General features: G+C 60.5%; 20 protein-coding genes. 15 read left to right on the forward strand and 5 right to left on the reverse strand.

Annotation, left to right across the window (positions count from 1 at the left end):
- The first annotated feature begins 5 nt into the window (after positions 1–5).
- From JKA62_RS28455 to JKA62_RS28500, 10 genes are all read left to right on the forward strand, one after another.
- The gene (locus JKA62_RS28455; RefSeq protein ID WP_011335968.1) at positions 6–1,442 is read left to right on the forward strand and encodes a sigma-54-dependent transcriptional regulator; all 1,437 of its coding nucleotides are present in this window, start codon (positions 6–8) and stop codon (positions 1,440–1,442) included.
- Positions 1,443–2,176: 734 nt separating this feature from the next.
- Positions 2,177–3,577: a polynucleotide adenylyltransferase PcnB gene (locus JKA62_RS28460; RefSeq protein WP_007959609.1), complete on the forward strand. Its 1,401-nt coding sequence runs from the start codon at positions 2,177–2,179 to the stop codon at positions 3,575–3,577.
- Positions 3,578–3,580: 3 nt separating this feature from the next.
- Positions 3,581–4,066 (forward strand): 2-amino-4-hydroxy-6-hydroxymethyldihydropteridine diphosphokinase, encoded by a 486-nt coding sequence (gene folK, locus JKA62_RS28465; RefSeq protein WP_011335969.1) that lies wholly within the window; start codon positions 3,581–3,583, stop codon positions 4,064–4,066.
- A gap of 320 nt (positions 4,067–4,386) precedes the next feature.
- Positions 4,387–5,187 carry a 3-methyl-2-oxobutanoate hydroxymethyltransferase gene (panB, locus tag JKA62_RS28470; RefSeq protein ID WP_011335970.1) on the forward strand — a complete coding sequence of 267 codons (801 nt, stop codon included), beginning with the start codon at positions 4,387–4,389 and terminating at the stop codon, positions 5,185–5,187.
- Positions 5,184–6,044: a pantoate--beta-alanine ligase gene (gene panC, locus JKA62_RS28475; protein WP_011335971.1), complete on the forward strand. Its 861-nt coding sequence runs from the start codon at positions 5,184–5,186 to the stop codon at positions 6,042–6,044. The genes panB and panC overlap by 4 nt, the downstream gene beginning before the upstream one ends.
- Before the next feature lie 348 nt (positions 6,045–6,392).
- Positions 6,393–8,057, forward strand: coding sequence for a glucose-6-phosphate isomerase (gene pgi, locus JKA62_RS28480; protein ID WP_011335972.1), 1,665 nt, complete (start codon positions 6,393–6,395; stop codon positions 8,055–8,057).
- A 114-nt stretch (positions 8,058–8,171) separates the two neighbouring features.
- The gene (gene acs / locus JKA62_RS28485) at positions 8,172–10,109 is read left to right on the forward strand and encodes an acetate--CoA ligase (protein ID WP_201820505.1); all 1,938 of its coding nucleotides are present in this window, start codon (positions 8,172–8,174) and stop codon (positions 10,107–10,109) included.
- 145 nt (positions 10,110–10,254) lie between these two features.
- Positions 10,255–11,271 carry a class I SAM-dependent rRNA methyltransferase gene (locus JKA62_RS28490; RefSeq protein WP_201820508.1) on the forward strand — a complete coding sequence of 339 codons (1,017 nt, stop codon included), beginning with the start codon at positions 10,255–10,257 and terminating at the stop codon, positions 11,269–11,271.
- Positions 11,272–11,404: 133 nt separating this feature from the next.
- Complete coding sequence (locus JKA62_RS28495) at positions 11,405–14,356, forward strand: DUF748 domain-containing protein (RefSeq protein WP_011335975.1); 2,952 nt, start codon at positions 11,405–11,407, stop codon at positions 14,354–14,356.
- Positions 14,356–14,652 (forward strand): DUF2845 domain-containing protein, encoded by a 297-nt coding sequence (locus JKA62_RS28500; RefSeq protein WP_011335976.1) that lies wholly within the window; start codon positions 14,356–14,358, stop codon positions 14,650–14,652. The genes JKA62_RS28495 and JKA62_RS28500 overlap by 1 nt, the downstream gene beginning before the upstream one ends.
- Positions 14,653–14,818: 166 nt before the next feature.
- On the opposite strand, the gene JKA62_RS28505 is transcribed toward JKA62_RS28500, so the two are convergent.
- Together JKA62_RS28505 and JKA62_RS28510 are read right to left on the reverse strand one after the other, a co-directional pair.
- Positions 14,819–15,175, reverse strand: coding sequence for a BON domain-containing protein (locus JKA62_RS28505; protein WP_011335977.1), 357 nt, complete (start codon positions 15,173–15,175; stop codon positions 14,819–14,821).
- Positions 15,176–15,483: 308 nt separating this feature from the next.
- Complete coding sequence (locus JKA62_RS28510) at positions 15,484–15,900, reverse strand: pilin (RefSeq protein ID WP_011335978.1); 417 nt, start codon at positions 15,898–15,900, stop codon at positions 15,484–15,486.
- A 226-nt stretch (positions 15,901–16,126) separates the two neighbouring features.
- Here JKA62_RS28510 and pilB point away from each other — a divergent pair, with 226 nt between their 5' ends.
- From pilB to yacG, 5 genes are read left to right on the forward strand one after another with little or no spacing between them, the layout of a single operon-like run.
- Positions 16,127–17,827 carry a type IV-A pilus assembly ATPase PilB gene (gene pilB / locus JKA62_RS28515; protein ID WP_011335979.1) on the forward strand — a complete coding sequence of 567 codons (1,701 nt, stop codon included), beginning with the start codon at positions 16,127–16,129 and terminating at the stop codon, positions 17,825–17,827.
- Between the two features lie 2 nt (positions 17,828–17,829).
- Positions 17,830–19,047 carry a type II secretion system F family protein gene (locus tag JKA62_RS28520; RefSeq protein ID WP_011335980.1) on the forward strand — a complete coding sequence of 406 codons (1,218 nt, stop codon included), beginning with the start codon at positions 17,830–17,832 and terminating at the stop codon, positions 19,045–19,047.
- Position 19,048: 1 nt separating this feature from the next.
- Positions 19,049–19,921, forward strand: coding sequence for a prepilin peptidase (locus JKA62_RS28525; RefSeq protein ID WP_011335981.1), 873 nt, complete (start codon positions 19,049–19,051; stop codon positions 19,919–19,921).
- Positions 19,918–20,541 carry a dephospho-CoA kinase gene (coaE, locus tag JKA62_RS28530; RefSeq protein ID WP_011335982.1) on the forward strand — a complete coding sequence of 208 codons (624 nt, stop codon included), beginning with the start codon at positions 19,918–19,920 and terminating at the stop codon, positions 20,539–20,541. The genes JKA62_RS28525 and coaE overlap by 4 nt, the downstream gene beginning before the upstream one ends.
- Complete coding sequence (yacG, locus tag JKA62_RS28535) at positions 20,538–20,738, forward strand: DNA gyrase inhibitor YacG (protein WP_011335983.1); 201 nt, start codon at positions 20,538–20,540, stop codon at positions 20,736–20,738. The genes coaE and yacG overlap by 4 nt, the downstream gene beginning before the upstream one ends.
- A gap of 6 nt (positions 20,739–20,744) precedes the next feature.
- Here the strand turns inward: yacG and JKA62_RS28540 are convergent, their stop codons facing one another.
- The 3 genes from JKA62_RS28540 to JKA62_RS28550 all read right to left on the reverse strand — a co-directional run bounded on the left by JKA62_RS28540 (position 20,745) and on the right by JKA62_RS28550 (position 22,179).
- Positions 20,745–20,960 carry a hypothetical protein gene (locus tag JKA62_RS28540; protein ID WP_007959584.1) on the reverse strand — a complete coding sequence of 72 codons (216 nt, stop codon included), beginning with the start codon at positions 20,958–20,960 and terminating at the stop codon, positions 20,745–20,747.
- Positions 20,961–21,025: 65 nt separating this feature from the next.
- Entirely contained in the window at positions 21,026–21,715 is a 690-nt protein-coding gene (locus JKA62_RS28545) for an energy-coupling factor ABC transporter permease (RefSeq protein WP_011335984.1), read from the reverse strand.
- Positions 21,712–22,179 (reverse strand): hypothetical protein, encoded by a 468-nt coding sequence (locus JKA62_RS28550; RefSeq protein WP_011335985.1) that lies wholly within the window; start codon positions 22,177–22,179, stop codon positions 21,712–21,714. The genes JKA62_RS28545 and JKA62_RS28550 overlap by 4 nt, the downstream gene beginning before the upstream one ends.
- Positions 22,180–22,268 lie beyond the last annotated feature (89 nt).

Here is a 22,268-nt window from a genome sequence, read left to right on the forward strand (position 1 = left end):
AATCAATGCCGCACATTTTGATCGTCGAAGACGAAACCATTATCCGCTCCGCCTTGCGCCGCCTGCTGGAACGCAACCAGTACCAGGTCAGCGAAGCCGGTTCAGTGCAGGAAGCACAAGAACGCTTCAGTATTCCCACATTCGATCTGATCGTCAGCGACCTGCGTCTGCCGGGTGCTCCGGGCACCGAGCTGATCAAGCTCGGCCAGGGCACGCCGGTGCTGATCATGACCAGCTACGCCAGCCTGCGCTCGGCGGTCGACTCGATGAAGATGGGCGCGGTGGATTACATCGCCAAGCCTTTCGACCACGATGAAATGCTTCAGGCTGTCGCGCGGATCCTGCGCGATCGCCAGTCGGCGCCTGCTGCCGGCGAAGCAGCTCCCGCGAAATCGGCCAATGGCAGCGGCAAATCCGCCATCGACAACAGCAATGGCGAGATCGGCATCATCGGTTCGTGTCCGCCGATGCAGGATCTTTACGGCAAGATCCGTAAAGTCGCGCCGACCGATTCCAACGTATTGATCCAGGGTGAGTCCGGTACCGGTAAAGAGCTGGTGGCCCGTGCCCTGCACAACCTGTCGAAACGCGCCAAGGCACCGATGATCTCGGTGAACTGCGCCGCCATTCCGGAAAGCCTGATCGAGTCCGAACTGTTCGGCCACGAGAAAGGCGCGTTCACCGGTGCCAGCGCCGGTCGCGCCGGTCTGGTGGAAGCGGCGGACGGCGGCACGCTGTTCCTCGACGAAATTGGCGAGTTGCCACTGGAAGCTCAGGCTCGTTTGCTGCGTGTCTTGCAGGAAGGCGAAATTCGCCGGGTTGGCTCGGTTCAGTCGCAGAAAGTCGATGTCCGGTTGATCGCCGCGACCCACCGCGACCTCAAGAGCCTGGCGAAAATCGGCCAGTTCCGTGAAGACTTGTACTACCGCCTCCATGTGATCGCGTTGAAACTGCCGGCCCTGCGCGAGCGAGGCGCCGACGTCAACGAAATCGCCAATGCGTTCCTTGCTCGCCAGAGCGCACGCATCAACCGCACCGACCTGAAATTTGCCGCCGATGCCGAACAGGCGATCCGGCACTATTCCTGGCCGGGTAACGTACGGGAGCTGGAAAACGCCGTCGAGCGCGCCGTGATTCTGAGCGAAAGCCCGGAAATCTCTGCCGACCTGCTGGGCATCGACATCGAGCTGGGTGATCTGGAGGACGACGAATTCATCGGCCTGCCGGCGCAACCGGCCGGTAACGCCAGCAACAGCAGCCACGAGCCGACCGAAGACCTATCACTGGAAGACTACTTCCAGCATTTCGTGCTCGAGCATCAGGATCACATGACCGAGACCGAACTGGCGCGCAAACTGGGCGTCAGCCGCAAATGCCTGTGGGAGCGTCGTCAGCGTCTGGGCATTCCACGGCGCAAGACCGGGGTCGCCAGCGAGAGCTGAACGTTACCTGTCGAGTGTGCGGGTTACCGTTGAAGAGGTGAAAAAACTGTTACCTCAGTCTTTTCACGTAACAGAAGCCGGGGTTATCGGTAACGAAACCCCGGCTTTTTTTTGGCCTGCGAAAACGGTTATATCGACCTAACCCCTTGTTTTATTGGGGCTCGCAAAAGTTGGCACGGCACCTGCTATATGTTTGGTACAAGAACAATAACAAGCAATGCACAAGACAATAAAAATAAGACGAATCGACTCACGCACAATAAAAACAAGACGGCGAGAGGCGCAGCTAACTGATTCTTTTGGAGAGGCGTTGTATTTGGGGCTAGCCCCACGACCAGGCCGAGAACAACAAAAACTGTCTTAAGACAGAGCCTGTACTGGTTGGATCGCAAGATCACTGCAACACAGCGACCAAAGCAATCCGTTTGCTCTTGGCTCCCGATTGGGAGGGTCATGAAGGAAAAGCTTCATGGCGAGGGCACTCAACAAAAACAAGAAGCCCGAATCAATAATAAAAAGAGCACGCAACTACTTCTTGGGGAGCTTCGGCTCCCCTTGTAGTTTCTTCTTTCCGGCAAATCCCCCCTTCTGACGCATCCCCACCCCCTCTAGCCTGCGGCTTGCAGCGCAAAACGGCAGCGTCCTACACCATCCCTCGACTAAATGCTAGAATCCCGGCCCATCATGCGGTCATTCTCTGGTATGGCCGAACATTCCTTCAAACAGTGCATCCCATGCTGAAGAAGCTGTTCCAGTCATTCCGAACTCCCCTGCGTCGTACGCAACACATCCGTAGCACGCCTGAAGTCCTCAACAGCGGCCAACATTCGCTGCAGAAGGCGCAATTCAGCCGTTACGCGGTCAACATCGTCGAACGTCTGCAGGGCGCCGGCTACCAGGCCTACCTGGTTGGCGGTTGTGTGCGAGACATGCTGCTGGGCATCACGCCCAAAGACTTCGACGTCGCCACCAGCGCCACCCCCGAGCAGGTTCGTGCCGAATTCCGCAACGCGCGGATCATCGGCCGCCGCTTCAAGCTGGTACACATCCATTTCGGTCGCGAAATCATCGAAGTCGCGACCTTCCGCGCCAATCACCCGCAAAACGAAGACGACGAAGACAGCAACCAGTCTTCGCGCAACGAGAGCGGGCGCATTCTGCGTGACAACGTCTACGGCACCCTGGAAGAAGACGCGCAACGCCGCGACTTCACCATCAACGCCCTGTATTACGATCCGGTCAGCGAGCGCATCCTCGACTACGCCAACGGCGTGCACGACATCCGCAATCACCTGATCCGTCTGATCGGCGACCCGAAGCAGCGTTACCAGGAAGACCCGGTGCGGATGCTGCGGGCCGTGCGTTTTGCCGCCAAGCTCAATTTCGGTATCGAGAAGCACACCGTCCAGCCAATCCGCGAACTGGCGCCGATGCTGCGCGAGATCCCGTCGGCCCGCCTGTTCGAGGAAGTGCTCAAGCTGTTCCTCTCCGGTCACGGTGCCATCACCTTCGAGATGCTGGTCGACCTGCAACTGTTCGCCCCGCTGTTCCCGGCCAGTGCCGATGCGCTGGAACACAACCCTGAATACACCCACACGCTGATCAGCGAAGCACTGACCAACACCGATCTGCGGATCAAGCAGAACAAACCGGTGACCCCGGCGTTCCTGTTCGCCGCGCTGCTGTGGCCTGCCCTGCCGGCCCGCGTGTTGCGTCTGCAAGAGCGTGGCATGCCGCCGATTCCGGCGATGCAGGAAGGCGCTCACGAACTGATCGCCGAACAGTGCCAGCGCATTGCGATTCCAAAACGTTTCACCATGCCGATCCGCGAAATCTGGGACATGCAGGAACGCCTGCCACGCCGCAGCGGCAAACGCGCCGATCTGCTGCTGGACAATCCGCGCTTCCGCGCCGGCTACGACTTCCTGCTGCTGCGTGAAAGCGCCGGAGAGCAGACCGATGGCCTGGGCGAATGGTGGACCGATTATCAGGACGCCAACGACAGCGAACGTCGCGACATGATCCGAGACCTCAGCGGCAAGGGTGATGACGCCAGTGGCGCACCGCGCAAACGTCGCCGCAGCAGCGGTTCCAAGCGCAAACGTGCCGGCGCACCGAGCGCCACGGGCGAATAAGGCATGGAACGCATCTACATTGGCATGGGCAGCAACCTGGCTGACCCGGCCGAACAATTGCGCAGCGCGGTCGACGCACTGAAGCAATTGCCCGACACCGAACTGGTCGGTGTATCTGCCTTCTACCAAAGCGACTCGCTGCTGCCGGGCCAACCGCGTTACACCAACGCGGTTGCCGCGCTCGACAGCGCGCTCGCCCCGCTGGATCTGCTCGATGCCTTGCAGGCGATCGAAAACGATCAGGGCCGCGAACGCCTGGAGCGCTGGGGCCCGCGCACGCTGGATCTGGACATTCTGCTGTTCGGTGATCGCCTGATCGACGAGCCGCGCCTCAAAGTCCCGCATTACCACATGCAGGAACGCGCGTTCGTTCTCTATCCCCTGGCCGAACTGGCTCCCGATGATCTGCGTCTGGCCGATGGCCGCACCCTTGCCGATCTTCTCGCAGCCTGCCCGTTCGTCGACCTCGAACGCCTCTCTCACGCCTGACAAAAACCGCTGATGCGGGAGCTCATCGGCTCCCGCATTTTGCGCTCTTGTAGGACAAAAACCCCGCAGATCAGGCCCGCCGGCCCGCTGAATCGCATCAGTAACGACGGTAACACTCCCCTCGTAACAATGCGGTAACACATGCAATTGACTTCCTGAGGCCTCATCACGACTATAGGCGTCCCGCTGCCGCCAACCCGGCATACAAGGGCGCAATCCAGGCCTTATAAGCACGACAAAAGAGCGTGCGCCTGAATAGATGACGAATCACGCGCGTTACTCGCAGTAGTTTCCAGAGCGCCTGAACGAGGATTTCTTACATGCCAGCCATCACCCTGACCACGCTCCAGAGCCTCAAGCAGAAAGGTGAAAAGATCACCATGCTGACCTGCTATGACGCGACCTTCGCCCACGCCTGCAATGAGGCCGGTGTCGAAGTGCTGCTGGTGGGCGACTCCCTCGGCATGGTCCTGCAGGGTCACGACAGCACCCTGCCGGTGACCACCGCAGAAATGGCCTACCACGTTGCCAGCGTCAAACGCGGCAACTCTGATGCCCTGATCCTGGCCGACCTGCCGTTCATGGCCAACGCCACCCTCGAGCAAACCATGACCAACAGTGCCCTGCTGATGCAGGCCGGCGCGCACATGGTCAAGGTCGAAGGCGCCTTGTGGCTGGCGGACTCGATCCGCCTGCTGGCCGAACGCGGCGTGCCGGTCTGCGCTCACATGGGCCTGACCCCGCAAGCCGTGAACATTCTCGGTGGCTATAAAGTGCAGGGTCGCAACGAGAACCAGGCACGCCAGATGCGCGCCGACGCGATCTCCCTGGAGCAGGCCGGCGCGGCCATGCTGCTGCTCGAATGCGTGCCGAGCGAACTGGCGGCTGAAATCACCCAGGCGGTGAAGATTCCGGTGATCGGCATTGGCGCCGGCAGCGACACCGACGGCCAGGTGCTGGTACTGCACGACATGCTCGGCCTGTCGATCAGCGGCCGTGTGCCAAAATTCGTGAAGAACTTCATGCAGGGTCAGGACAGCATCCAGTCCGCGCTGAAGGCTTACGTCAGTGAAGTCAAAGCCACCACTTTCCCCGGGATCGAACACGGATTCTCTGCATGAACACCGTCAAAACCGTACGTGAACTGCGCGCCGCCGTGGCGCGCGCCCGCAGTGAAGGCAAGCGCATCGGCTTCGTGCCGACCATGGGCAACCTGCACAGCGGCCACATTGCCCTGATCACCAAGGCCACCCAGCGCGTGGACTTCGTGGTCGCGAGCATTTTCGTCAACCCGCTGCAGTTCGGTGCCGGCGAAGACCTCGACAAATACCCGCGTACCCTGGCGGCGGATCAGGAAAAACTGCTGGAAGCCGGATGCGATCTGCTGTTCGCCCCGACTGTCGAAGAAATGTATCCCGACGGCATGGCCGGGCAGACCCGGGTCAGCGTTCCGCAACTGTCCGAAGGCCTCTGCGGCGCCAGCCGTCCGGGGCACTTCGAAGGCGTGGCGACAGTGGTCAGCAAGCTGTTCAACATGGTCCAGCCGGACCTGGCGATCTTCGGCCAGAAAGACTTCCAGCAACTGGCGGTGATCCGCGCACTGGTGCACGACCTGAACATGCCGATCCAGATCATCGGCGAGCCGACCGTACGCGCCGCCGACGGTCTGGCGCTGTCCTCGCGCAACGGTTTCCTCAGTGAAGAAGAACGCGCCGTGGCGCCAGTGGTCTATCGCACCCTGAGCAGCATTGCCGAGTCGATCAAGCAGGGCGAACGCGACTTCCCTGCCCTGATCCAGGCGCAACGCCAGCAACTGGAAGCCGCCGGGCTGCGTCCGGATTATCTGGAAATCCGCCACGCCCTGACCCTGCGTCCGGCAACGGCGGAAGATCGTGATCTGGTGATTCTGGTCGCGGCATTTCTCGGCACCACCCGGTTGATCGACAACCTGCATCTGAATCTCGATACCCCCGCCTGAACACCGGCAGACGCTGTGGAGGCGACCCCGCTCCCACAGCGTCTGCACGCACTTCCAGACTGTATTGCTGAGCACCTGCCCATCGGGCAAACTGCCCGCCGTTCGACTCGACACCAATAGCAGGGACTGCTCGCATTACCCGCCGTTTGTCGGCCCCGTCTGTTATCAATGTTAAAAAAGTACCGAAAACAGGTCAGACAAAGCCAAGACAGATCGCGGCGCTGGGTTTACTGTATTCGCCCTGCGCCAAAGTAATCGTGTCGACGCAGTTGCCCCCTCGCCCAAACATGGCGGGGAGGTCTTTTCAGTGTTCAAAAGGCCGTTCAAGTAAAAAGGAAAACCGCAGCGATGGCGTACTACCGCACTCCTCATGACGTTACCGCTCTGCCTGCCTGGCAAGCGTTGAAAGATCACCGCCAAGCCATGCAGGATTTCAGCATGCGCGAAGCCTTCAACGCCGATCCGCAGCGCTTCAATCAGTTCACTCTCAGCAGCTGCGGACTGTTTCTCGACTATTCGAAGAATCTGATCAACGCCGAGACCCGCAACCTGCTGGTGGGTCTGGCCAATGAAGTCGATCTCAAAGGCGCGATCAAGGCGCTGTTCGACGGCGAAATCGTCAACTCCTCCGAAGGCCGCCCGGCACTGCACACCGCCCTGCGTCGCCCGGTCGGCGACAAGCTGTCGGTCAACGGTGTCAACGTGATGCCTGAGGTACACAAGGTGCTGAACCAGATCACCGATCTCGTGGGCCGCATCCACGACGGTCTGTGGCGCGGTTACACCGAGAAGCCGATCACTGACGTTGTGAACATCGGCATCGGCGGCTCGTTCCTCGGCCCCGAGCTGGTCTCCGAAGCCCTGCTGTCCTACGCCCAGAAAGGCGTGCGTTGCCATTACCTGGCAAACATCGACGGCAGCGAATTCCACGAGCTGACGCAAAAACTGCGCGCCGAGACCACGCTGTTCATCGTTTCGTCGAAATCGTTCAACACCCTCGAAACCCTGAAAAATGCCCAGGCCGCACGCGCCTGGTACCTGGCCCAGGGTGGTTCGGAAGCCGAGCTGTATCGCCACTTCATCGCCGTATCGAGCAACAATGCCGCCGCCGTGGCCTTCGGTATCCGCGAAGAAAACATCTTCCCGATGTGGGACTGGGTCGGCGGTCGTTACTCGCTGTGGTCGGCCATCGGCCTGCCAATCGCGCTGGCCATCGGCATGTCCAACTTCAAGGAACTGCTGTCCGGTGCCTACACCATGGACCAGCATTTCCAGAGCGCGCCGTTCGAACAGAACATGCCGGTGCTGCTGGCCCTGCTCGGCGTGTGGTACGGCAACTTCTGGGGCGCGCAAAGCCACGCGATCCTGCCGTACGACCACTACCTGCGTAACATCACCAAGCACTTGCAACAGCTGGACATGGAATCCAACGGCAAGAGCGTGCGTCAGGACGGCACCCCGGTGTCGACCGACACTGGCCCGGTGATCTGGGGCGGCGTCGGTTGCAACGGTCAGCACGCTTATCACCAGTTGCTGCACCAAGGGACCCAACTGATCCCGGCCGACTTCATCGTGCCGATCGTCAGCTTCAACCCGGTCTCCGACCACCATCAGTGGCTGTACGCCAACTGCCTGTCGCAGAGCCAGGCGCTGATGCTCGGCAAGACCCTGCCGGAAGCCGAAGCGGAACTGCGCGACAAGGGCATGAGCGAAGACCAGGTGCAGAAACTCGCACCGCACAAGGTGATCCCGGGCAACCGTCCGAGCAACACCCTGGTGGTCGAGCGCATCAGCCCGCGTCGTCTCGGCGCACTGGTGGCGATGTACGAACACAAAGTCTTCGTGCAAAGCGTGGTCTGGGGCATCAACGCCTTCGACCAGTGGGGCGTGGAGCTGGGCAAGGAACTGGGCAAGGGCGTGTACAACCGTCTGGTCGGCAGCGAAGAAACCGCCGCTGAAGACGCGTCCACCCAAGGCCTGATCAACTACTTCCGCGGCCGTCACCGCGGCTGATCCCGCCCTGAACACACCCCCTCGCCATGAGGGGGTGTTTGTTCACAGGTATTGAACCCTCTCCGCTCTCGGCGCATCTTTATCCTTGTCGCACAACAAGAATAAGGAACCGTCATGTTCGATATCAGCACGTTCCCCAAAGCCGATGCCGTCCGCCGGGCTGCACAGTTGAGTCAGGACGACTACCAGCGCCTGTACCGCGAATCCATTGAACACCCCAGCACCTTCTGGGCCGAACAGGCCACCCGCTTCCTCGACTGGAGCACGCCGTGGCAGACCGTCCAGCGCTATGACCTGAAGACCGGCGACGCCGCCTGGTTTGCCGGTGGCAAGCTGAACGTCAGCTACAACTGCATCGACCGCCATCTGGAAACGCGCGGCGATCAGACTGCCATCCTCTGGGAAGGCGACGACCCTGCCGAATCGACGCAAATCACCTACAGCAAACTCCATCACCACGTCTGCCGCCTGGCCAACGTGCTGAAAAGCCGTGGCGTAAAAAAAGGCGACCGGGTGTGCATCTACATGCCGATGATCCCCGAAGCGGCCTACGCCATGCTCGCCTGCGCACGGATCGGCGCGATTCACTCGGTAGTGTTTGGCGGTTTCTCCCCGGACTCATTGCGCGACCGCATTCTCGACGCCGACTGCCGCACCGTGATCACCGCCGACGAGGGCGTGCGCGGTGGCAAATTCGTGCCGCTGAAACAGAACGTCGACAAAGCCCTGCAGAGTTGTCCGAATGTCAGCACCGTCGTGGTGGTCGAGCGCACCCAGAACAAAGTCGACTGGGTCGAAGGCCGCGACCTCTGGTATCACCAGGCCGTGCGCGACGTCAGCGACGAATGCCCGCCGGAACCGATGGACGCAGAAGACCCGCTGTTCATCCTCTACACCTCCGGCAGCACCGGCAAACCCAAAGGCGTGCTGCACACCACCGGCGGTTACCTGCTGCAAGCGGCGATGACCTTCAAGTACGTCCTCGACTACCGCGATGGCGAAGTGTTCTGGTGCACCGCCGACGTCGGCTGGGTTACCGGCCACAGCTATATCGTCTACGGCCCGCTGGCCAACGGCGCCACCACACTGATCTTCGAAGGCGTGCCGAGCTACCCGAGCACTTCGCGGTTCTGGCAGGTGATCGACAAACACAAGGTCAACATCTTCTACACCGCCCCCACCGCCCTGCGCGCATTGATGCGTGAAGGCGCCGGGCCCTTGCAGGAAACGTCGCGACAAAGCCTCAGATTGCTCGGCAGTGTCGGTGAGCCGATCAACCCGGAAGCGTGGGAATGGTATTTCAACGTCGTAGGCGAACAGCGCTGCCCGATTGTCGATACGTGGTGGCAGACCGAAACCGGCGGCATCATGCTCAGCCCGTTGGTCAGCGCTCAGCAGATCAAACCAGGCTGCGCCACCCGGCCGATGTTCGGCGTGCAACCGGTGCTGCTCGATGAGCACGGCAAGGAAATCAAGGGCGCCGGCAGTGGCGTACTGGCGATCAAGTCGAGCTGGCCGGCGCAGATCCGCAGCGTTTACGGCGATCCGCAGCGCATGGTCGACACCTACTTCAAGCCCTACCCCGGTTACTACTTCACCGGCGACGGTGCCCGTCGTGACGAGGACGGCGATTACTGGATCACCGGGCGCATCGATGACGTGATCAATGTCTCCGGCCATCGCATCGGCACCGCCGAGGTGGAAAGTGCGTTGGTGCTGCACGACAGCATTGCAGAGGCCGCCGTGGTCGGTTATCCCCACGACGTCAAAGGTCAGGGGATTTATGCGTTCGTCACACCGATGAATGGCACCGAACCCAACGATGAGCTGAAGAAAGAACTGCTGGCCCACGTCAGCAAGGAAATCGGCAGCTTCGCCAAACCGGACCTGATCCAGTGGGCCCCGGCCCTGCCGAAGACCCGCTCGGGCAAGATCATGCGGCGGATCCTGCGCAAGATCGCCTGCAACGAGCTCGACAGCCTTGGCGACACCTCGACGCTGGCGGATCCGAGCGTGGTGCAGGGTTTGATCGATAAACGCTTGAACCAGTAAGGCTGCAAAAGCATCGCGGGCAGACTCGCTCCCTCAGGGACTTATGATCGACTGTGGGAGCGAGCCTGCTCACGATGGGACCCCCTCGATTGCCTGCCAAACTGCTAAACTCCCGCGCCCCGATTCTCTCCAGCAAGGCGCCCGCATGTCTTCCTTGAACCTGGCGCTGCGCGCCGCTCTCGATCAACGCCAGGATCTGCTCGCCGAGCTGCACAGTCAGGGCACCGACTGCTATCGGCTGTTCCACGGCAGCCAGGAAGGTGCCGGCGGCCTGACCATCGACCGCTACGGCCCGCAACTGATGGTGCAAAGTTTCCACCAGACCCTGGCGCGTGAAGACCTGCTGCAACTGCACACCATGGTCAACCAGACTCTTGGTCTGGAAACCCTGCTGGTCTACAACGACCGCTCCCGTGGCAATTCGCGGATCGACCGTGAAGACAGCGTCTACCGCGCCGACGACGCGGCATTGGCCGATCTGGTCGGCCACGAATGGGGTCTGAACTATCGCGTGCGCGGGCGCCACGCCGGACAGGATCCGCTGCTGTTCCTCGACCTGCGCAACACCCGCGGCTGGGTCAAGGATCATGCCAAGGGCAAAAGTGTGCTCAACCTGTTCGCCTATACCTGCGGCGTCGGTCTCAGCGCAGCGGCCGGCGGTGCGCGCGAAGTGTGCAACCTGGATTTCGCCGAGGGCAATCTGGCTGTCGGCCGCGAGAATGGTCAGCTCAATCCACACCTGCCGGCCATGGAATTCATCCAGTCCGACTATTTCCCGGCGATCCGCCAACTGGCCGGCCTGCCGATCAGCCAGCGTCGCGGGCAGAAATTGCCGAGCTATCAGCGTCTCGAACAGCGCCAGTACGATCTGGTGCTGCTCGACCCACCCGCGTGGGCCAAGAGTGCGTTCGGCACCGTCGATCTGCTGCGCGATTATCAAAGCCTGCTCAAGCCGGCCCTGCTGACCACCGCAGAGAATGGCGTGCTGATCTCCTGCAACAACCTGGCGAAAGTCAGCATGGACGACTGGCGTGAACAGGTGCTGCGTTGCGCCGAAAAAGCCGGGCGGCCGGTGCGTGAATGGAGCGTGATGACGCCAGGTGCCGACTTCCCTTCGCGGGATCAACAACCGCCGTTGAAGACACTGATTCTGCAGCTCTGATCTTTGCCCCTGTAGGAGCAGTCTTCGGAGGCTCCTACAGAAATTGCAGACAAATCTGAACAATCCTGTCTCGCGCGATGTACTTCGGAACCGGAATCGCGTGCCATACTCCAAGGCACTCCGATTCAGACAGATGAAGCCGCACATGCCCAAAGGATTGATTCGCGCGATTGGCGCCCTGTTGACTGCTCTGGCCCTCTACAGCCTGCTGGGGTTCCTGATTTTGCCGGGCATTGCGCTCAGGGTGGTGAATCAGCAACTGGCCAACTACGCCACGGTGCCGGCTCATCTGCAGCGCATCGAACTCAACCCGTTCAGCCTTGAACTCACGCTGTGGGGCCTGGTGATCGGTGAGCCGGGCAAGGAACAGGTCGGCTTCGAACGGTTGTACGCCAACCTGCAACTCGACAGCCTGTGGACCAAAGCCCTGCATCTGTCCGACATCGAACTGGAAAAATCCAAAACCGAAATCCTGTTCGCCAAGGATGGTCAGCTCAACCTGCTCGGCCTGTTCAAGCTCCCCGCCAGCGAGCCCACCCCGGCCGATCCCGACGCCAAACCGTTTCCGCTGCGCATCGACCGGATCCAGCTGGCCGGCGGCAACCTGCATTTCGTGGATGCGCGCCCCAGCGAACCGATCGAATTTCTCTACGACAAGCTCGACTTCGAGCTGAAAAACCTCAGCACACTGCCCGAAGACAACGCCGACATGACCCTCGTCGCGATCGGCCCGGCCGGTGGGCAGATCGACTGGAAAGGCAACTTCAGCCTGATCCCGATCGCTTCCGAAGGCACGCTCAAGATCACCGACGGCCAGATGAAAGCCTTCTGGCCCTACGTGCGTGATGCCGTGCCACTGGTGCTGGAAAACGGGGTCGTCAGCCTGAGCACCGACTACAAGCTCAACCTGTCCAAGGAAACCGAACTGCTGCTGAACAACGTGGCGGTCAATATAGCGCCGTTCGCCATCAAGGCGCCGGACGGACGCCCGCTGGCGAAACTCGAGCGTCTCGACGTCAGCGACACCACGGTGGACCTGGCCAAGCAGCAAGTGGTGGTTGGCAAGATCCGCAGTCAGAAACTGGAAACCTGGGCAGCCCTGGAAGCGGACGGCCAACTGGATTGGCAAAAACTGTTCGCCAGCCAGCCGTCGAAACCCGCCGCAAAAGCTGCGGCGGAACCCAAAAGCACTCCGGCCGCCGCCGACTCGCCGAAACCCGAGCCGACCGCGCCGAGCAAACCGTGGCAAGTGCTGCTCAAGGACGTGCAACTGCGTGACTACAAAGTGCATCTGGCCGATCGTTCGGCGAAGCCCGAAGTCACTCTGGACGTCACCCCGCTGAACGTCGATCTGCAAAACTTCGACAGCCTCAACGGCTCACCTTTCAACCTCAAACTCGACACCGGCCTGGGCAAGCAAGGCAAGATCAGCGCCGACGGCGTGGTCAACCTGGCCCCGGTCACCGCGCAGCTCAACGTGAAAACCCAGGACATCGACCTGCGGGTCGCGCAGTCCTACATCAACCCGTTCATTCGTCTCGAACTGCGCAGCGGCATGCTCGGCAGCGACCTGAAAGTGAACCTGAAAAGCACTGACCCGCTGGCCCTCAGCGTCACCGGTCGTGCTCAGATCGATCAGTTGCACACCCTCGACACCCTGAAAACCCGCGACTTCCTCAAGTGGCAGCAAGTGGTGGTCGAAGGCCTGAACTATCAGCACGGCGACAGCCTGTCGATCGACAGGGTCAACCTGTTCCAGCCGTATGCACGGTTCATGATCAACGATGACCGCACCACCAACATCGACGACCTGCTGATCCCGCAGCAGGCCGACTCCGGGGCGAAGACCGCTGCGGCGAAACCGGCGAGCAATGACAAACCACTGGGCATTCACATCGGTGGCATCGCGATCAACGACGGCTCGGCCAACTTCGCCGACTTCAGCCTGACCCCCAACTTCGCCACCGCGATTCAGCAGCTCAACGGCCAGATCGGCACCATCGACAGCCGTCAGGCGAAACCGGCCAGCGTCGACATCAAGGGCAAGGTCGACCGCTATGCACCGGTGACCATCAAGGGCGCGGTCAACCCGTTCGATCCGATGGCCAGCCTCGACATCGCCACCAGTTTCAAACGGGTCGAACTGACCACCCTGACCCCCTACTCCGGCAAGTTCGCCGGCTACCGGATCCGCAAGGGCCGGCTCAACCTCGACCTGCATTACCTGATCACCAAAGGCCAGCTCAAGGCCGAGAACAAAGTGGTGGTCGAGCAGCTGCAACTGGGTGAGAAAGTCGACAGCCCGGATGCCGTGAGCCTGCCGCTGAAACTGGCTATCGCCCTGCTCAAGGACGTCGACGGCAAGATCTCCATCGAGCTGCCGGTCACCGGTGACCTGAACAACCCGCAATTCAGCGTGATGCCGATTGTCTGGCAGACCCTGCGCAACCTGATCGTCAAAGCCGCCGCCGCACCGTTCAAGCTGATTGGCGGTCTGGTCAGCGGTGGCGGCTCGGAAGACCTCGGCACCGTGTCCTTCGCACCGGGTTCCAGCGACCTGAGCAAAGACGCCGAAGCGGCGCTGGTGAAACTGTCGCAAGCGCTGAAGGAGCGTCCGGCCCTGCGCCTGGAAATCGAAGGCACTGCGGCAAAAAGCAGTGACGGTCCGTTGCTCGCAGAACAGCGCCTGGAACGTGAATACCAGTACAACTACTACAAGATGCTCCAGCGCCGCGGCGACAAGGTGCCGGCTCAGGCTTCGCTGATCCAGGTACCGGAAAACGAAAAAGGTCCGCTGCTTGAAGGCATCTATCGCACTCGCCTGAAAACCCAGCCACCGGCCGAGTGGAAGGATCTGGGCAAGGAAGAACGCACCGCGAAAATGCGCGCCGACGTGATCAAGTTCTGGAGCTCCAGCGACGTGCTGCTGCGCCAGCTCGGTCAGGACCGGGCCAGCAGCATCAAGGACTATCTGGTGGACAAGGGCCAACTGGCCGACGATCGCGTGTACTTCATCGACGCCAATCTCGGCGAAGCGGAGAGCGACGGCCGGGTGGTGACGCAAATGCATCTGGATGCCGAGTGATGAACCGAAACTGGCTGACTGCAATGGGGCTGGCGTTGATCGCCAGCCAGGCTGCGGCGTCCGATACCCTGCGCTGCGGCAGCCAGCTGGTAAGCCTTGGCGACCGTGCCAGCGAGGTGCTGCAAAAATGCGGTGAGCCGGTCAGTCGCGATCTGCTCGGTTACAAGCGCAGCGTCAACCGCCGGGAAGAGTTTCAGGTCGAGGAATGGACCTACGGCCCGAGCAACGGCATGTACCAATACCTGCGTTTTGAAGGCAATCGCCTGAAGCAGATCAACAGCAAACGCGGCAACTGACCTCCGCACTTTTTCCTCCCCAGAAATAGAACAGGCCCCGACATAAATGCCGGGGCCTGTAATGGCCACATTCCGTGTGGCCGGTCGCATGAACTCTAAAGTGCGGCAGACGTATTGCTCGGCCCGCCTGTCGCGTCTTCTCCCTGTCCAGGCGAGAAGTCTTGCCTTACTCGGCTTTCAGGCCGTCAGCGGAGACCGCTTTCACGCCTTTGATTTTCTTGGTGATGTTTACAGCAGTAGTTTTCTGAGCCTCGGTGATCGCGACATCAGAGGACAGGGAAACCACACCTTTGTTGGTTTCGACTTTGATGTCGGTACCAGGAATGCCTTTTTCGGTTACCAGATCGCTTTTCACTTTGGTAGTGATCCAGGTATCGGAAGTAGCTTCTTTCGCCTTGGTGACTTCACCGGCAGCCAGGGTCATTGGAGCCTGAGTAGTCTGAGTCGATTGAGCAAATGCACCGGAAGCCATGGTCAGGGTCAGCGCGGTAGCAGCAGCGGCAGTGATAGCGAACTTCTTCATACGAGTAACTCCTGTTTTTCTGGAAAGTCTGCTGGTTGTCTTGTCAGCAGGGTTACTGGAGATATTGCGAACGCTGTGCCAACTTTTAAAAATCAACTAAATCTTTACAAATCAACAACTTACAAATTAATAAAATCTCCGAAATCATGCAATTTGCATGACCCTGTGCAAAAAGACGTGCAAGTTACGGCTTTTCTGAAAGTTCCTAACTCGCTGAAATAATTGAAGCTTTTATTAAACCGTCAGCCAAAAAAAAGCCCCGCAGTGCGGGGCATTCTTTATAGAGCAGCAGCTTTAAGCAGTGTGGATCAAACGCCCGGGCAACTGGTGGTCGAATAGTCTTTCGAACCAGAGAACTTGCACGACCAACCTGCTGCCGCTGTACGGGTCAGGGTGACGGTTTGCCCCAACACAGGCGCCGGAGCGTTGAGCAAGGTGCAGGTGATGGTCCCTGTGCCGTCGGCAACTTTACCGCTCGCCGCCAGCGTGCAATTTTGTGTAGCAGTCGTACCTGCATTGACGTTAGTTATGCTCGGATCAGTAGAGCCGGCATTGATGACATCTTCGAAGTTGACCTTCAGCGCCGACGCTTCGGCAATCCCCGCCGTGACCTTGGCCCGCGCCTGATATTTGGAGTACTGCGGCAAGGCAATCGTCGCCAGAATCCCGATGATCGCCACAACGATCAGCAGCTCGATCAGAGTGAAACCTTGTTGTTTCTTCATAGACACGCTCCATGCATGAGTCGGAATCTCATGATCTGAAATTGACTCAGCACAGCCCGTGCCAAGCGCTCGCAGCCCCGGCCTGCTGGGCGTGACCCGGACTCCCTGCCGATTCCTACAACCCGTAACCGCACTATCTGACACTTTTTGTCACCTGCACCCCGCGTGTTTGGCGCTGTCACTTGACTAGGCTATAAGTCATGAACTGTCTGCATCCGGGATTCCCATGAATGACATCGCTCTGAGCGGTCTGGCCAAGCAATTGGTACAGGCCGAACTGCTCACGGAAAAAAGCGCCCAGCACGCCTGGCAGCAGGCCCAGCGCAATCGCCTGTCGCTGGTCAGCTATCTGGTACAAAACAAACTGGTGAAGAGCGCGCAGGTCGCCGAGATTGCCTCGGAGCACTTCGGCATGGCGTTCCTCGACCTCAACTGTCTCGACAGGGAAACCCAGCCCAAGGGTCTGGTCAGTGAAAAACTGGTGCGCCAGCACCATGCCCTGCCCCTGTGGCGTCGCGGCAACAAGCTGTTCGTGGGGATCTCCGACCCGAGCAATCATCAGGCGATCAACGACATCCAGTTCAGCACCGGGCTGAGCACCGAAGCCATTCTGGTCGAGGACGACAAGCTCACCGACGCCATCGAGAAATTCTTCGACACCCACGCCTCCGGCCTGGAAGACATGGCCGATGTCGACCTCGACGGGCTGGACGTCGAGTCCATCGATGACAGCAAGCAGGACGCCATCGGCGGGCTCGATGCCGACGATGCGCCGGTGGTGCGCTTCGTGCACAAGATGCTGCTGGACGCAATCAAGAGCGGCTCTTCCGACCTGCACTTCGAGCCTTACGAGAAAAACTACCGGGTGCGGGTGCGCACCGACGGCATCCTGCGCGAAGTGGCCAAGCCACCGATTCAATTGGCAGGACGCATCGCCGCACGCCTGAAGGTGATGGCCAGCCTCGACATCTCGGAGCGCCGCAAACCTCAGGACGGGCGCCTGAAGATGCGCCTGTCAAAGACCAAATCGATCGATTTCCGGGTCAACACCCTGCCAACCCTGTGGGGCGAAAAAGTGGTGATCCGGATCCTCGACCCCTCCAGCGCGCAGATCGGCATCGACGCCCTCGGTTATGAGCCGGAGCAGAAAGATCTGTACATGGCCGCCCTGAAACAGCCGCAAGGAATGATTCTGGTCACCGGCCCCACCGGTTCGGGCAAGACCGTTTCGCTGTACACCGGGCTGAATATCCTCAATACCGTCGACATCAACATCTCTACCGCTGAAGACCCGGTGGAGATCAACATGGAAGGCATCAACCAGGTCAACGTCAATCCGCGCCAAGGGATGGACTTTGCCCAGGCCCTGCGCTCGTTCCTGCGTCAGGATCCGGACGTGATCATGGTCGGCGAGATCCGTGACCTCGAGACCGCCGAGATCGCCATCAAAGCAGCGCAGACCGGTCACCTCGTGCTCTCCACGCTGCACACCAACAGCGCCGCCGAGACACTCACCCGCTTGCACAACATGGGCATTCCCGGCTTCAACATCGCCACGTCGGTGAGCCTGATCATCGCCCAGCGTCTGGCGCGAAAACTCTGCAGCCAATGCAAGAAAGCCATCGAGATTCCCCGCGAAACCTTGCTCAAGGAAGGCTTCCCCGAGGAACGCATCGGCAGTTTCACAATCTATGAGCCCGTCGGCTGCGATCACTGCAACGGCGGGTACAAGGGTCGCGTGGGGATTTATGAAGTGGTGAAGAACACTCCCGAGTTGCAACGGCTGATCATGGCCGAGGGCAACTCACTGGAAATCGATACCCGGATGCGCCGGGACGGCTTCAACGACCTGCGCACCTCGGGCCTGATCAAAGCCATGCAAGGCATCACCAGCCTTGAAGAAATCAACCGGGTCACCAAGGACTGAACATGGCCGTCAAGGCAGCGAAAATCAGTGTCTATGCCTGGGAAGGCACGGACCGCAAAGGCAGCAAGGTGACCGGCGAGCTGAGCGGCCAGAACCCCGCGCTGGTCAAGGCCCAATTGCGCAAGCAGGGCATCAACCCCGGCAAGGTGCGCAAGAAATCCGCCTCGTTGCTGAGCTTCGGCAAGCGCATCAAGGCCCAGGACATTGCCCTCTTCACCCGGCAGATGGCGACCATGATGAAGGCCGGCGTGCCGCTGTTGCAGTCGTTCGACATCATTGGCGAAGGCTTCGAAAACCCGGCCATGCGCAAGCTGGTCGACGAGGTGAAACAGGAGGTCGCCGCCGGTAACAGTTTCGCCGCCGCGCTGCGCAAGAAACCGCAATATTTCGACGAGTTGTACTGCAACCTGGTGGATGCCGGCGAGCAGTCCGGCGCCCTCGACACCCTGCTGGAGCGGGTCGCGACCTACAAAGAAAAGAGCGAAAGCCTCAAGGCCAAGATCAAGAAGGCCATGACCTACCCGTCGGCCGTGGTGCTGGTGGCAGCGGTGGTTACCGGGATTCTGCTGGTCAAGGTGGTGCCGCAGTTCCAGTCGGTGTTCTCTGGCTTCGGTGCCGAACTGCCAGCCTTCACGTTGATGGTGATCAGCCTGTCCGAATTCATGCAGCAATGGTGGTGGGCGATTCTCGGTTTGCTGGTGGCCAGTTTTTTCGGCACCCGCCATGCCCTGAAAAAATCCCAGGCGCTGCGCGACCGGCGTGACGCCTGGTTTCTCAAGCTGCCGCTGGTGGGCACATTGATGTACAAGTCCGCCGTGGCGCGGTTTGCCCGGACCCTGTCGACCACCTTCGCGGCCGGCGTGCCACTGGTGGAAGCACTGGATTCGGTGGCCGGGGCCACCGGCAACGTAGTGTTCAAGCGCGCCGTGTTGCGCATCCGTCAGGACGTTTCCACCGGCATGCAGCTGAATTTCTCGATGCGCTCCACCGGCATCTTTCCGAACATGGCGGTGCAGATGACCGCCATCGGCGAAGAGTCCGGCGCACTGGACGAGATGCTCGACAAGGTCGCAGGTTTCTATGAGGACGAGGTGGACAACATGGTCGACAACCTCACCAGCCTGATGGAGCCGTTCATCATGGTGGTGCTCGGGGTGATCGTCGGCGGTCTGGTGGTGGCGATGTACCTGCCGATCTTCCAACTCGGCTCAGCGATCTGACATGCCTATCGACGAACTCTTCAGCCTGTATCCGCTGGCCTTTGTCTTCACCGCCCTGCTGCTGGGGCTGGTGGTCGGCAGTTTCCTCAACGTGTTGATCTGGCGCCTGCCGAAAATGCTCGAGCGTGAATGGCGCCAGCAGGCTCACGATGTTTTGGGGCTGCCCGGTGAAGCACCGTTACCCACTTACAACCTGATGCTGCCGCACTCCCAATGCCCGCACTGTGGCCACCGGATCCGGGCCTGGGAAAACATTCCCGTGTTGAGTTACGTGTTTCTGCGCGGGCGCTGTTCAAGTTGCAGCGCACCGATCAGCAAGCGTTACCCGCTGACCGAACTGGCCTGCGGCCTGCTCTCGGCGTTCATCGCCTGGCACCTGGGTTTCGGCTGGCCGGCGTGCCTGCTGATCGTGCTGACCTGGGGCCTGTTGGCCATGAGCCTGATCGACACCGAACATCAATTGTTGCCCGACGTGCTGGTGCTGCCGCTGCTGTGGCTGGGGCTGATCGTCAACAGCTTCGAGCTGTTCGTGCCGCTGCACGATGCCCTGTGGGGCGCGGTGCTTGGGTACATGGCGCTGTGGTCGGTGTTCTGGCTGTTCAAACTGATCACCGGCAAGGACGGCATCGGTCACGGCGATTTCAAGCTGCTGGCGCTGCTCGGGGCCTGGGGCGGCTGGCAGATTCTGCCGCTGACCATCCTGCTGTCTTCGCTGGTGGGCGCCGTGCTCGGGGTGATTTTGCTCAAGCTGCGCGACCAGAAAACCTCGACGCCGATTCCCTTCGGCCCGTATCTGGCAATTGCCGGCTGGATTGCCTTGCTCTGGGGTGGTCAAATAACCGGCTTCTATTGGCAGTTTGTCGGTTTGAAATGAATACCCCTGTGGAAAAACCCTGGATTCTCGGCCTGACCGGCGGCATCGGCAGCGGCAAAAGCGCCGCCGCCCAGCACTTCATCGATCTTGGTATCCACGTGGTGGACGCTGATCACGCGGCGCGCTGGGTGGTCGAACCGGGCCGTCCGGCGCTGGCGAAGATCGCCGAACACTTCGGCCCCGACGTGTTGCAGGCCGACGGCACGCTGGATCGTGCAGCCCTGCGCAAACTGATCTTCGAGGTGCCGGAGCAACGGCGCTGGCTCGAAGCCTTATTGCATCCGTTGATCGCCGAAGAAATCGCCCATCACCTGGCGCTGGCAAAATCGCCTTATGCGATTCTGGTTTCGCCGCTGCTGATCGAATCCGGGCAATACGCGATGACCCAGCGAATTCTGGTAATCGACGCACCGCAACAACTGCAGATCGAACGCACCTTGCAGCGTGACCAGACCAGCGAACAGCAGGTCCAGGCGATCCTCAAAGCCCAGTCCAGCCGCGAAGACCGCATCAGCCGTGCCGACGATGTGGTGGTCAACGACCGCGACCTCGCTTGGCTGCACAGCGAGGTCGAGCGCCTGCATCACTTTTACCTGACTTTATCCGGAGGCCAATCATGAGCCAGACCCCAACCGTCAACTGCCCGACTTGCGGCGCGCCCGTGGAATTCACCCCGGAGAACAAATACCGTCCGTTCTGCTCGGACCGCTGCAAACTCATCGACCTCGGCGCCTGGGCGTCGGAAGAACACAAGATTCCGGTGGCCCCGGATGCCGAGGACGAACTGTTTTCCGGCGACTTCGACCCGCGTCACTGATCGCGCTCAGGGCCGCATGAAGCCGTAGTCCTGATCGTCGTCGAGGTTTTCCGCCAGAAAGCGCAACTCGTCGGCCAGGTCTTCGGCGTTGCGCACCGCCTTGCTCTGCTGCACCACCGCACTGAGCAAGGCGCGCAGGCTCAGGCCCGGATCGAACCCCACCTCCTGCGCCATCTCCAGACTCTGCCGGGTTTCCTGCCTCGCCCACTCGTACACGCTCATGCCGCTGCTCCTGAAGGGATTTGGCCGAGCATGAAATGCCGCGCGCAGAGTGGATTTGATGTGGATCAAGACTTGGGATCGTCGTCCTTCCACGGCGCCGAAAGGTAGCGGGTGCGGTTGAAGGTCTCCAGCCATTCCGGGCAGAACACCACCAACGCGCTGACCACCATGCCGTTGATGAAGGCTTCGGGAAATATCAGCAGCCACAGGTAACCGATGAAATCTTCCAGCCATTCCGGCATGGCAAAGAGGCCGTCGTACCAGAGCAAAGTCAGGCTCAGCGTCAGGCAGAACAACGCCGACAGCGCCGCGGCGAAAAAACCGGAACAGAAGATGTACACGAACGGATTGCGCGGCTGGGCGCGCTCGACCAGGATCGCCACGCACTCGGTGATCAGCACCGGCAACAGGATCAGCAAGGCGCCGTTGACCCCGACAGCCACCAGATCCTGACGCCCCAACAGCACCAGTCCCAGTTGCGCCACCAGTCCGCCGACGATCGCCAGCGGCCAGTCCAGCAGCAGCGTCACTGCCGTCATGCCAATGAAGTGGTAAGACACGCCGGTATCGAAATCCCTGCGTACCAGCCACAGCAGAAACAACGCGAACACCGTGCCGAACAGCAAGTGCTGACGGCGGCTGTCGCTGAACAGTTCGACCCACGGTGCGCGGCAGATCGCCCAAATCACCACTGGCAAGTAAACCAGCCACCCCAGTAGCAGGCTTGCGGACGACAGCAACTCGGCGCCGATCATGGGCGCGCCTGCTCCAGCGCCTCGCGCAGTTCCGCCACCTGGGTGTATTCGTGCCGGGCCAGCAAGCGCCCGTCCTTGAGCTGCAACCAGAGCACCGCACCTTCGGCCCCGGGGTAGCGAGAGGCCACGCGACTTTCGCGATCAAGCAGCACTCGATAGCTGTAGTCACGCATCGCCGGAACGGCGAACATCTTCGCGATCAGCGCCGGCATGCGCTGGATATCGGCGACAAACACCGCATGCCGCGCCTCCAGATAGCCCTTGGGCTGATCCGCCATGGCTTGCTTGAACAGTTTCGCGCCGTCCATGTCGCGCGCCACCAACAGCGTCGTAGTGGAGTTATCGAGAGTGAACGACTTATCGTACTGATCCAGCAGCGTCCAGGGTGCCAGCCGCTCGCCGATTTCCAGCGCATGGGCCCACAGCGGAACGACAGCGAACAACAACAGCCAGCGAAATTTCACATTCAGCCCCTTTCATTCGACGTTGATACACGGTGCCATCAGTCTACACCGCCCCTCCGGACTGCCTACTGATGCACTTTGCCGCGCGA

This window comes from Pseudomonas sp. B7 (assembly GCF_016735645.1).
GTDB lineage: Bacteria > Pseudomonadota > Gammaproteobacteria > Pseudomonadales > Pseudomonadaceae > Aquipseudomonas > Aquipseudomonas glycinae.